Below are 12,584 nucleotides of genomic sequence, written 5' to 3'. Positions count from 1 at the left end.
GGGTGACAGACCCCGACAGCGCGCGGGCGAACACCGCCTCGGCGATGCCGGTGACCGGCACCCCGAGGTCCAGCGCCGACTTCACCGTCCAGCGCCCGGTGCCCTTCTGCTCGGCCTCGTCGAGGATGACGTCGACGAGCGGCTTGCCGGTCTTGGCGTCCTTCTGGCGCTGGACCTCGGGGTGCCGGTCACCGGCATCGCCGAGGCGGTGTTCGCCCGCGCGCTGTCGGGGTCTGTCACCCAGCGCAAGGCCACCACCGGGCTGGCGTCCGGTCAGCTCGGTGAAAAGCCCACCGACGCAACACAATTCGTGGAGGACGTCCGGCAGGCGCTGTACGCGTCGAAGATCATCGCCTACGCCCAGGGGTTCAACCAGATTCAGGCCGGCAGCGCCGAATACGACTGGGGCATCACGCCGGGCGACCTGGCCACCATCTGGCGGGGCGGCTGCATCATCCGCGCGAAGTTCCTCAACCGCATCAAGGAGGCGTTCGACGAGGACCCCGACCTGCCGACGCTGATCGTCGCGCCGTACTTCCGCGCCGCGATCGAGGCCGCGATCGACGGCTGGCGCCGCGTCGTGGTGACCGCCACCCAGCTGGGCATCCCGATCCCGGGCTTCTCCTCGGCGCTGTCCTATTACGACGCGCTGCGCACCGAGCGCCTGCCGGCGGCGCTCACCCAGGGGCTGCGGGACTTCTTCGGCGCGCACACCTACGGCCGCATCGACGACGACCCGGACAAGCGCTTCCACACCCTGTGGAGCGGGGACCGCAGCGAAGTGCCCGCGTAGCCTTTCTGCGTGTAGAAGGGCGTAAAGGGGGCAAGCCGCATCACATGAGGTTTCTCGACGGGCATCGACCCGGGTACGACCTGACGTACAACGACGTCTTCATCGTGCCGAACCGCTCCGACGTCGCGTCGCGCTTCGACGTCGACCTGTCCACCGTTGACGGCTCCGGCACCACCATCCCGGTCGTCGTCGCCAACATGAGCGCGGTGGCCGGGCGGCGCATGGCCGAGACGGTGGCGCGGCGCGGCGGGCTGGTGATCCTGCCCCAGGATCTGCCCATTCCGGCGGTGCAGCAGACGGTGGATTTCGTCAAGAGCCGTGACATGGTCCTCGACACCCCGGTGGTGCTCGAGCCCGACGACTCGGTGTCCGACGCGGTCGCGCTGATCCACAAGCGCGCGCACGGTGTCGCCGTCGTGGTTTTCGAGGGCCGCCCGATAGGCCTGGTCACCGAGGCGTCGTGCATCGGCGTCGACCGCTTCACCCGGGTGCGCGACGTGGCGGTGACCGACTTCGTGACGGCCCCGGTGGGCGCCGAGCCGCGCAAGATCTTCGACCTGCTCGAGCACGCCCCCATCGGTGTCGCGGTGGTGACCGGCGCCGACGGCACGCTGGCGGGCGTGCTAACCCGCACCGGGGCGGTCCGCGCCGGGCTGTACACGCCGGCCACCGACGCGCGCGGACGGTTGCGCGTCGGCGCGGCGGTCGGCATCAGCGGCGACGTGGGGGCGCGGGCGCGGTCCCTGGCCGAGGTCGGGGTGGACGTGCTCGTCATCGACACCGCGCACGGACATCAGGTCAAGACGCTGGAGGCGATCAACGTGGTCGCGTCGTTGGATCTCGGCCTGCCGCTGGCCGCGGGCAACGTGGTGTCGGCGGAGGGCACCCGGGACCTGCTCGGCGCGGGGGCGACCATCGTCAAGGTCGGCGTCGGGCCCGGCGCGATGTGCACCACCCGGATGATGACGGGCGTCGGGCGCCCGCAATTCTCCGCCGTCCTCGAATGTGCTTCCGCCGCAAGAAAACTCGGCGGGCACGTGTGGGCCGACGGGGGCATCCGGCATCCGCGGGACGTCGCGCTGGCGCTGGCCGCGGGGGCGTCGAACGTGATGATCGGGTCGTGGTTCGCCGGCACCTACGAGTCGCCCGGCGACCTGATGCGCGACCGCGACGACCAGCCGTACAAGGAGAGCTACGGCATGGCCTCCAAGCGGGCCGTCGTCGCCCGCAGCGGCGCCGAGACCGCGTTCGACCGCGCCCGCAAGGCGTTGTTCGAGGAGGGCATCTCGACGGCCCGGATGGGCCTGGACCCCGACCGCGGCGGCGTCGAGGACCTGATCGACCACATCACCTCCGGGGTGCGCAGCACCTGCACCTACGTCGGCGCCTCCACCCTGGAAGAGCTGCACGAGCGGGCCGTCGTCGGGGTGCAGTCGGCCGCGGGCTTCGCCGAGGGCCATCCGCTGCCGTTGGGTTGGTGAGCGCCCCGCGGTCGTGCTGCCGTCCGCACGCGTTGGCTACCATGTGAATTCATGTGAGTCGCGGCCGGCAGCAAAGCGCTGCGCCGCATCATCGAGGGAAAGGCATGACGTGCCGCAGGCACGCGTCGGGGCCCGCATATTGATCCGGGCATCGTCCCCGGGGTCTGGGTCATGAACGTCGCCGTCACCCTGATCAGCCTCGTCGCCATCGCGCTGCTGATCTTCGCCAACGGGGTCTTCGTCGCGGCCGAGTTCTCGCTGACCGCCCTGGACCGCAGCGTCGTCGACTCGAACGCGCGCCTCGGGGGCCGGCGCGACCGATTCATCCAGCGCGCCCAGCAGCGGCTGTCGTTTCAGCTTTCCGGCGCCCAACTGGGCATCTCGATCTCCACGCTGGCGACCGGGTATCTGACCGAGCCGTTGATGTCCGACCTGCCGCATCCGGCGCTGAGCGCGGTCGGCATACCGAACCGGCTGGCCGACGCCGTCCTCGCGTTCGTGGCGCTGGTGATCGTGACGTCGGTGTCGATGGTGTTCGGCGAGCTGGTTCCGAAATATCTCGCCGTGGCGCGCCCGTTGTCGACCGCCCGCGCCGTCGCGGGCGTCCAGTTGCTGTTCTCGACGATCTTCACCCCGGCCATCCGGTTGACGAACGGCGCGGCCAACTGGATCGTGCGCGAGCTGGGCATCGAGCCGGCCGAGGAGCTGCGCTCGGCCCGCTCGCCGCAGGAGCTGGCGTCGCTGGTGCGCAACTCGGCCCGCAGCGGCACGATGGACGTCGCCACCGCCGCCCTGGTGCGGCGATCGCTGCAGTTCGGCGAGCTGACCGCCGAGGAGCTGATGACGCCGAGGTCGAAGATCGTCGCGCTGGAAACCGACGAGACGGTCGCCGACCTGGTCGCCGCGGCCGCCGAGTCCGGCTTCTCCCGCTTCCCCATCGTCGACGGCGACCTCGACGAGACCGTCGGCATCGTGCACGTCAAGCAGGTGTTCGCGGTGCCGGCGGCCGAGCGCGCGACCACCCTGCTGACCACGCTCGCGCAGCACGTGCCAGTGGTCCCGTCGACCCTGGACGGCGACGCCGTGATGGCCGAGATCCGCGCCAACAGCCTGCAAACCGCGATGGTCGTCGACGAGTACGGCGGCACCGCGGGCATGGTGACCGTCGAGGACCTGATCGAGGAGATCGTCGGCGACGTCCGCGACGAGCACGACGACGCCACCCCGGACGTGGTGGCGGCCGGCGCCGGCTGGCGGGTGAACGGGCTGCTGCGCATCGACGAGGTGGCCGCCGCCACCGGATTCAGGGCCCCGGAAGGACCCTACGAAACGATCGGCGGCCTGGTGCTGCGCGAGCTCGGCCACATCCCGGTGGCCGGGGAAACCGTGGAGCTGACCGCGCTGGACCCCGACGGCCTGCTGGACACCTCGATGCGCTGGCAGGCGACGGTGGTTCGGATGGACGGTCGCCGCATCGACGTGCTCGAGCTGCAGGAGCTGGGCAGCCGGGCCGAGGCGCCCGCGGGACGGGGCCCCTCGTGAACGACGCACTGGGAGTCCTGCTGGCGATCCTGCTGATCGGCGTCAACGCGTTTTTCGTCGGCGCGGAGTTCTCGCTGATCTCGGCGCGCCGCGACCGCCTCGAGGCGCTGGCCGAGCAGGGCAAGGCGAGGGCCGTGGTGGTGATCCGCGCCGGCGAGCAACTGTCGTCCATGCTGGCCGGGGTGCAGCTGGGGGTGACGGTCGCGTCGCTGCTGCTCGGCCGCATCGGTGAGGCCGCGGTCGCCAGCCTGCTGCGCTCGGCGCTGGGGCTCACCGGCTGGCCCCCGGCGCTGCTGCACACGCTCTCGCTGGCGATCGCGCTGGCGATCGTTGTGACCCTGCACGTGCTGCTGGGCGAGATGGTGCCGAAGAACATCGCGCTGGCCGGCCCCGAGCGCGCCGCGATGCTGCTGGTGCCGCCCTACCTGGCGTACGTGCGTGCGGCCCGGCCGTTGATCGCGTTCTACGACAAGTGCGCCAACGTGGTGCTGCGCGCGCTGCGGGTCGAGCCCAAGTCGCAACTCGACGTGGCGGTTTCCACCACGGAGCTGCGGGTGATGATCACCGAATCCGTGTCCGAGGGGCTGTTGGACGCCGAGGAGCACGGCAGGCTCACCCGGGCGCTGCAGCTGCGCTACCGCCGCGTCGGCGACGTGGCGCGGCCCCTCGCCGAGATCCGGGCGGTGCCGGTGGCCGCGGCGGGCTCCGGGCCGACCGTGGGGGCGGTCGAGGATGCCCTGGCGCAGAGCGGTTATTCGCGGTTTCCCGTCGTCGACCCCGACGGGAAGTACGTCGGTTACCTGCACATCAAGGACGTGCTGACGCTCGACGACGACCCGACCACGGTGATCGACCGGGCCTGGGTGCGACCGCTGCCGCAGGTCCCGGCGTCGCTGCCGCTGGCCGACGCCCTGTCGCGGATGCGCCGCAGCAACAGCCATCTGGCTTTGGTCACCGACGACAGCGGCGCGGTGGTCGCGATGGTGGCGATGGAAGATCTGGTCGAAGACCTGGTCGGCACCGTGCGGGACGCGTAGTGCCGCTGCCCGCGAATCGGGCCGCAGCCCGTATGATCTCCAAGGCTGCCGGGCCGGATAGCGATCGTCGCGGTTCGCCGCGGCGCCACCGTTGGAGCTCTTAGCGCGCGCCTGACCTGCTGTTGAACGTCGGGCGGATGACGTCCGGCAACCCGCCGGTCGGTACGCTGAAGGCAATGCGTGTTGAGGGCCAGTGCGGTGTTACTCGGCCCACTATGGAGGAGAAAAATGACTGATCGCGTGTCGGTGGGGAACCTGCGCGTCGCCCGAGTGCTCTACGACTTCGTGAACAACGAGGCCCTGCCCGGCACCGACATCGACCCGGACAGCTTCTGGGCCGGCGTCGACAAGGTCGTGGCCGACCTGACCCCGCAGAACCAGGATTTGCTGAACCGCCGCGACGAGCTGCAGGCCCAGATCGACAAGTGGCACCGGCACCGCGTGATCGAGCCGATCGACGCCGAGGCCTACCGCGAGTTCCTCATCGAAATCGGCTACCTGCAGCCCGAACCCGACGACTTCACCATCACCACCTCGGGTGTCGACGACGAGATCACGACGACCGCCGGCCCGCAGCTGGTGGTGCCGGTGCTCAACGCGCGGTTCGCGCTGAACGCGGCGAACGCTCGCTGGGGTTCCCTCTACGACGCGCTTTACGGCACCGACGTCATCCCCGAGAGCGACGGCGCGGAAAAGGGATCAAGCTACAACCGGGTGCGCGGCGACAAGGTGATCGCCTACGCGCGCGGCTTCCTCGACCAGGCCGTCCCCCTGGCGTCGGGCTCCTGGGCCGACGCGACGGGCATCAGCATCGCCGACGGCCAGCTGCAGATCACCCTCGATTCCGAGGCGGAGCCCGTCGGGCTCGCGAGCCCAGAGAAGTTCGTCGGGTACAGCGGCGAGCTCGGGTCCCCCAGCTGGTCGGTGCTGCTGGTCAACCACGGACTGCACATCGAGATCCTGATCGACCCCGAGTCCCCCGTCGGCGCCACCGACCGGGCCGGCGTCAAGGACGTGGTCCTGGAATCGGCGGTCACCACGATCATGGACTTCGAGGACTCGGTGACCGCCGTCGACGCCGACGACAAGGTGCTGGGCTACCGCAACTGGCTGGGGCTGAACAAGGGCGACCTGGTCGAGGAGGTCAGCAAGGGCGGCAAGACCTTCACCCGCGCGCTCAACGCCGACCGCACCTACAACACGCCCGACGGCGGGGAGCTCACCCTGCCCGGCCGCAGCCTGTTGTTCGTCCGCAACGTCGGGCACCTGATGACGAACGACGCCATCATCGACGCGGATGGCAACGAGGTTTTCGAGGGCATCATGGACGGGCTGTTCACCGGCCTGACCGCGATCCACGGGCTGCGGACCGGTGACGCCAACGGCCCCCTGACGAACAGCCGCACCGGTTCCATCTACATCGTCAAGCCCAAGATGCACGGGCCCGCCGAGGTCGCGTTCACCTGCGAACTGTTCAGCCGCGTCGAGGACGTGCTGGGCCTGCCGCAGGGCACCCTCAAGGTCGGCATCATGGACGAGGAACGCCGCACCACGGTCAACCTCAAGGCGTGCATCAAGGCCGCCGCGGACCGGGTGGTGTTCATCAACACCGGCTTCCTCGACCGCACCGGCGACGAGATCCACACCTCGATGGAGGCCGGCCCGATGATCCGCAAGGGTGCGATGAAGAACAGCACCTGGATCAAGGCCTACGAGGACGCCAACGTCGACATCGGGCTCGCCGCCGGGTTCAAGGGCAAGGCCCAGATCGGCAAGGGCATGTGGGCGATGACCGAGCTGATGGCCGACATGGTCGAGCAGAAGATCGGGCAGCCCAAGGCCGGCGCCACCACCGCGTGGGTGCCGTCGCCGACGGCGGCCACCCTGCACGCGATGCACTACCACTACGTGGACGTGGGCGCCGTGCAGGAGGAGCTCGCCGGCAAGAAACGCACCACCATCGAGGAGCTGCTGACGATTCCGCTGGCCAAGGAATTGGCTTGGGCGCCAGAGGAAATCCGCGAGGAGCTCGACAACAACTGCCAGTCCATCCTCGGCTACGTGGTGCGCTGGGTGGAGCAGGGCGTCGGCTGCTCGAAGGTGCCCGACATCCACAACACGGCGCTCATGGAGGACCGTGCCACCCTGCGGATCTCCAGCCAGCTGCTGGCCAACTGGTTGCGCCACGGCGTGATCACCAGCGAGGACGTTCGCGCCAGCCTGGAGCGGATGGCGCCGCTGGTGGACCGGCAGAACGAAGGGGACCCGGTTTATCGGCCGATGGCGCCCAACTTCGACGACAGCATCGCCTTCCTGGCGGCTCAGGAGCTGATTCTGTCCGGGACGCAGCAGCCCAACGGCTACACCGAGCCGATCCTGCACCGGCGCAGGCGCGAGTTCAAAGCTCGCGCCGCGGGTGCGTGAAAACGGCCCGACATGCGGTAGGTATTGCGGTCCGATGACTAGAATCTGCGCCGAGTTCACAAGTCACGCGACGAGTCGACGGGAAGGCGGCGGGCACCGGTATGGGTAGGCACAGCATGCCCGACCCCGAGGATTCCGTCGACGAGCCGGCTGACGAGCATCTCGCCGACGATGCGTACCCGGCCGACGACACGGGTCAGCACCACCGCGAGGCCGGCCTCCCGGACTATCCGGGCGGGGACGACTACGGCGCGGTGGACTACTCCGGCGCGGACTACTCGCACGAGGACCCCTACGGGACCGACGACACGTTCGCGTCCGGCCCGGACGACGCGTATCCGGAATTCGCCGCCGCTCCGGCGAGCGCGCCGCCACCGGCCGCCCCGTCGTCCGGCTTCGGCGGCGGCCACCGCGGGCTCGGTCAGCGCCTCGGCGGGCACCGCAGCGACGGCGGGCGCCGCGGCGTCAGCATCGGGGTGATCGTCGCGCTCGTCGCCGTCGTCGTCGTGGTGGGCACGGTGATCCTGTGGACCTTCTTCGGTGACGCGCTGTCGCACCGCTCGCACACCGCCGCCGCGCGGTGCGTGGGGGGCAAGGAGACGGTCGCCGTCATCGCCGACCCGTCGATCGCCGATCCCGTGCAGCAACTCGCCGAGAGCTACAACGCCACGTCCGGCCCGGTCGGCGATCACTGCATGGTGGTGAGCGTCAAACAGGCCGGCTCCGACGCCGTCCTGGGCGGGTTCGCCGGCAAGTGGCCGGCCGACCTGGGCGGCCAGCCGGCGTTGTGGATCCCGGGCAGCTCGATCTCGGCCGCGCGGCTCGCCGCGTCGGGTCAGAAGATCACCGAAAGCCATTCCCTGGTCACCTCGCCGGTCATGCTCGCGGTGCGCCCGGAACTCGGCCAGGCCCTGGGCAATCAGGGCTGGGCGGCGCTGCCCGGCCTGCAAACCAACCCGAATTCGCTGGCCGGGCTGAACCTGCCGGCGTGGGGGTCCCTGCGGCTGGCCTTGCCGATGACCGGCAACGCCGACGCGTCGTTGCTGGCCGGCGAGGCCGTGGCGGCCGGGGCGGTCCCGCCGGGTGCGCCGCCGACCCAGGGCGTCGGCGCCGTGCGCACGCTGCTGGGCGCCCAGCCCAAGCTCGCGGACAACTCCCTGACCGAGGCGCTCAACGCGCTGCTCAAGCCCGGTGACGCGGCGACCGCGCCGGTGCACGCCGTGGTCACCACCGAGCAGCAGCTGTACCAGCGGGGCCAGTCGCTGTCCGACGCCAAGAGCACGCTGGCTTCCTGGCTGCCGCCCGGCGCGGTGCCGGTCGCCGACTATCCCGCGGTGCTGCTGGGCGGCTCCTGGGTGAACCAGGAGCAGGCCTCCGCGGCCAACGGGTTCGCCCGCTTCATGCAGAAGCCCGAGCAACTCGCGAAGCTGGCCAAGGCCGGCTTCCGGGTCAACGGCGTCAAGCCGCCGAGCAGCCCGGTCACCAGCTTCGCGGCGCTGCCGTCCACCCTATCGGTGGGTGACGACGCGCTGCGCGCCACGCTGGCCGAGGCGATGACCGCGCCGTCCAGCGGGCTGGCCGCGACCATCATGCTCGACCAGTCGATGCCCGCCGACGAAGGCGGAAAGTCGCGGCTGGCCAACGTGATCGGGGCGCTGCAGGACAAGATCAAGTCGTTGCCGGCCAACGCCGCCGTCGGGCTGTGGACCTTCGACGGCCACGAGGGGCGCTCGGAGGTGACGAGCGGACCGCTGGGCGACCCGGTCAACGGCCAGCCGCGCTCGGCGGCGCTGACCGCCGCGCTGGACAAGCAGTATTCGTCGGCCGGCGGCGCGGTGTCGTTCACCACGCTGCGCCTGCTCTACCAAGAGGTGCAGGCCAATTACCGTGCCGGCCAACCGAATTCGATACTGGTGATCACATCGGGGCCGCACACCGACCAGACGTTGGACGGGCCCGGGCTGCAGGACTTCATCCGCAAGAGCGCCGACCCGGCCAAGCCGATCGCGGTCAACGTCATCGACTTCGGCGCCGACCCCGACAAGGCCACCTGGGAGGCCGTCGCCCAGCTCAGCGGCGGCGGCTACCAGAACCTCACCACGTCGGCGTCCCCCGATCTCGCCGCGGCCCTCAGCACCTTCTTGAGCTGACGGCGCCCGACTCGCCGCGAGCGTAACCCGGCTGCGAAAATCCGGGCCGGAATTCGCCGTGCGGTTACGCTCGCGCACGAGAGCTTGTCGCTCGCCGAGGAGGTGCCGGCCAGACTGGGCGACAAGCTCGCGCTATTCGTCTGGGGGATGAAGGATTTCGCCTTCCCGCCGGGCCCGACGCTCCCGCGGATGCGGGCGGCGTTCCCGGATCACGTCGTCGTCGAGCTGCCCGACGCGAAGCACTTCATCCAGGAGGACGCGCCCGACCGGATCGCGGCGGCAATCATCGAGCGCTTCGGCTAGGCGAACGCCTCCACCGGCGGGCACGAGCAGACCAGGTTGCGGTCGCCGTAGGCGCCGTCGATGCGGCGCACCGGCGGCCAGACCTTAGGCCGGAACCCCTTGCCCAGCGGGTAGGCCGCCTCCTCCCGCGTGTACGGGTGCTTCCAGTCGGAGACGAGCAGGCACTCGGCGGTGTGCGGAGCCCCCCGCAGCGGGTTGTCCTCAACAGGCCACTCCCCCGCGCCGACGCGTTCGATCTCGCCGCGGATGGCGATCATGGCCTCGCAGAAGTCGTCGACCTCGGTCAGGCTCTCGCTTTCGGTCGGCTCCACCATCAGCGTGCCGGCCACCGGGAAGCTCATGGTTGGCGCGTGAAAGCCGTAGTCCGCCAACCGCTTTGCGACGTCGTCGACGGTCACCCCGGTGGCCTTGGTGATGCCGCGCAGGTCCAGGATGCACTCGTGCGCGACCATGCCGTTCTCGCCCGCGTACAGCACCGGGAAGTACTCGTCGAGGCGCCTGGCGATGTAGTTGGCCGAGGCGATCGCGGTGAGCGACGCCGCCCGCAGCCCCTCGGCGCCCATCATCCGGATATAGGCCCACGTGATCGGCAGGATCGACGCCGACCCGTAGGGTGCCGACGACACCGGGTGACCGCCGGGCAGTTCGGGGGCGTAGGGGTGGCCGGGCAGGAACGGCGCCAGGTGCGAGCGCACCGCCACCGGCCCGACGCCCGGCCCGCCCCCGCCGTGCGGGATGCAGAACGTCTTGTGCAGGTTCAGGTGGCTGACGTCGCCGCCGAACCTGCCCGGGCGGGCCAGCCCGACCAGCGCGTTGAGGTTGGCGCCGTCGATGTAGACCTGGCCGCCCGCGTCGTGCACGGCCGCGCAGATCTCGGCGATGTCGTGCTCGTACACGCCGTGGGTGGACGGGTAGGTGATCATCAGGGCGGCCAGCCGGTCCGCGTGCTCGGCCACCTTGGCCCGCAGGTCGTCGAGGTCGACGTCGCCGTTGTCGCGGCACGCGACCACGGCCACCCGCAGTCCGGCCAGCGCGGCCGACGCGGCGTTGGTCCCGTGCGCGCTGGACGGGATGAGGCAGACGTCGCGGTGCGGTTCGCCGCGACTGGCGTGGTAGTCGTGGATCGCCAGCAGCCCGGCGTACTCGCCCTGCGAGCCGGCGTTGGGCTGCAGCGAGACGGCGTCGTAGCCGGTGATCTGCACCAGCCAGGTCTCCACGTCGGCGATCAGCCGGCGGATCCCCTCGGTGTCGGACGCCGGCGCGAACGGGTGCAGGCGCGCGAACTCGGGCCAGGTGATCGGTTCCATCTCGGCGGCGGCGTTGAGCTTCATCGTGCACGAGCCGAGCGGAATCATGCTGCGGTCCAAGGCGATGTCCTTGTCCGCCAGCGTGCGCAGGTAGCGCATCATCGCGGTTTCGGTGCGGTATTGCGTGAAGGCCGGGTGCGTCAGGAACTCCGAGGTGCGGGTCGCGATGTCGACGGCGACGGGTTCGGCGGCCGGCACCCCGAAGGCGTCGATCACCGCGGCGACGTGCGCGTCGGTGGTGGCCTCGTCGCAGGCCACCGAGACGTGGTCGTCGTCGACGCGCCACAGGTTGACGCCGTTGGCCTTGGCCGCGTCCAGCACCTCGTCGGCGCGGCCCGGCACCCGGGCCAGCACGGTGTCGAAGAACCTGTCGTGCACCAGCGCCGTGTCGGCCGCCGAGCCCAGCGCGGCGGCGATGGCTTCGGCGTGGCCATGCACGCGGCGGGCGATCGCGGTCAGGCCGTCGGCGCCGTGGTAGCTGGCGTACATCGCGGCCATCACGGCCAGCAGCACCTGCGCGGTGCAGATGTTGCTGGTCGCCTTGTCGCGGCGGATGTGCTGCTCGCGGGTCTGCAGCGCCAGACGAAACGCCGGCGCGCCATCACTGTCCACGGACACACCGACCAGCCGCCCCGGCAACTGGCGCGCATGCTTGGCGTGCACGGCCAGGTAGCCGGCGTGCGGCCCGCCGAATCCCATTGGGACACCGAACCTTTGGGTGCTGCCGAACGCGACGTCGGCGCCGATGTCGCCGGGCGGGGTGATCAACGTGAGGGCCAGCAGGTCGGCGCCGACGGCGACCAGCGCGCCCCGCTCGTGCGCCGCCGAGACCAGGGCCGCCCAGTCGGTGATCCGGCCGCTGGCGCCCGGCAGCTGGGTGATGACGCCGAAGAAGTCCCCGTCGGGCAGGCCGTCACGCAGGTCGGCGGTGACGATCTCGATGCCCAACGGCCTGGCCCGCGTGGCCAGCACGGCCGCGGTCTGCGAAAAGACGTCGACGTCCACGACGAGCCGGTTCGCCCCGCCGCGAACGGCGCGGTGCATCAGGGTCATGGCCTCGGCCGCCGCGGTGCCCTCGTCGAGCATCGACGCATTGGCGACCTCCAGGCCGGTCAGGTCGGCCACCATCGTCTGGAAGTTCAGCAGCGCCTCCAGCCGGCCCTGGCTGATCTCCGGCTGATAGGGCGTGTACGCGGTGTACCAGGCCGGGTTCTCCATGATGTTGCGCAGCAACACCGGCGGCGTGAGCGTGTCGTAGTAGCCCTGCCCGATCATCGACACGGCCACGGTGTTGGCGTCGGCCAGGGCGCGCAGCTCGGCGAGCGTCTCGGCCTCGGTGGCGGGGGGCGGCAACTGGTCCAGGCCCGGCGCGGCGCCGCCGTCGGGGCGCGTGTCGAGGATGCCGGCCGGAACCGCCTTGGACGCCAGCTCGTCTAACGAGTCGACCCCGATGACGTCGAGCATGGCGGCGATGGCCGGGCCGTCGGGGCCGATGTGCCGCGCTGCGAAGGTTGATTGATCGGCCACGTCGAACTCCTGAGGTCGAG

The 12,584-nt window shown here is 70.7% G+C and carries 7 protein-coding genes and 2 pseudogenes; 7 read left to right on the top strand and 2 right to left on the bottom strand.

What is annotated here, in order from left to right:
- A partial coding sequence (locus A5712_RS30020) for a hypothetical protein (RefSeq protein WP_369830354.1) occupies nucleotides 1-127 on the bottom strand: 127 nt, incomplete at its 3' end.
- 30 nt (nucleotides 128-157) lie between these two features.
- Between A5712_RS30020 and A5712_RS03400 the strand changes: the two are divergent.
- The 7 genes and pseudogenes from A5712_RS03400 to A5712_RS03370 form a co-directional block, all read left to right on the top strand.
- A pseudogene (locus tag A5712_RS03400) lies at nucleotides 158-793 on the top strand (NADP-dependent phosphogluconate dehydrogenase); the annotation flags it as partial.
- A 44-nt stretch (nucleotides 794-837) separates the two neighbouring features.
- A complete protein-coding gene (locus tag A5712_RS03395) occupies nucleotides 838-2,274 on the top strand; it encodes a GuaB1 family IMP dehydrogenase-related protein (RefSeq protein ID WP_068101293.1) in 1,437 nt (478 codons plus the stop codon).
- 171 nt (nucleotides 2,275-2,445) lie between these two features.
- The gene (locus A5712_RS03390) at nucleotides 2,446-3,816 is read left to right on the top strand and encodes a hemolysin family protein (protein WP_068101291.1); all 1,371 of its coding nucleotides are present in this window, start codon (nucleotides 2,446-2,448) and stop codon (nucleotides 3,814-3,816) included.
- On the top strand, nucleotides 3,813-4,853 hold the full coding sequence (locus A5712_RS03385; protein WP_068101289.1) for a hemolysin family protein: 1,041 nt from the start codon (nucleotides 3,813-3,815) through the stop codon (nucleotides 4,851-4,853). Before A5712_RS03390 ends, A5712_RS03385 begins: the two co-directional genes overlap by 4 nt.
- A gap of 228 nt (nucleotides 4,854-5,081) precedes the next feature.
- Entirely contained in the window at nucleotides 5,082-7,277 is a 2,196-nt protein-coding gene (locus A5712_RS03380) for a malate synthase G (protein ID WP_068101284.1), read from the top strand.
- A 101-nt stretch (nucleotides 7,278-7,378) separates the two neighbouring features.
- On the top strand, nucleotides 7,379-9,427 hold the full coding sequence (locus A5712_RS03375; RefSeq protein ID WP_068101281.1) for a substrate-binding domain-containing protein: 2,049 nt from the start codon (nucleotides 7,379-7,381) through the stop codon (nucleotides 9,425-9,427).
- Between the two features lie 15 nt (nucleotides 9,428-9,442).
- Nucleotides 9,443-9,730: pseudogene (locus A5712_RS03370) on the top strand (haloalkane dehalogenase); the annotation flags it as partial.
- Here the strand turns inward: A5712_RS03370 and gcvP are convergent.
- The gene (gcvP, locus tag A5712_RS03365) at nucleotides 9,727-12,564 is read right to left on the bottom strand and encodes an aminomethyl-transferring glycine dehydrogenase (protein ID WP_068101275.1); all 2,838 of its coding nucleotides are present in this window, start codon (nucleotides 12,562-12,564) and stop codon (nucleotides 9,727-9,729) included. The pseudogene A5712_RS03370 and the gene gcvP overlap by 4 nt on opposite strands.
- Nucleotides 12,565-12,584: the final 20 nt, after the last annotated feature.

The organism is Mycobacterium sp. E2327 (assembly GCF_001672675.1).
Lineage (GTDB): Bacteria > Actinomycetota > Actinomycetes > Mycobacteriales > Mycobacteriaceae > Mycobacterium.
This window is presented reverse-complemented; position numbering and strand designations above follow the sequence as displayed.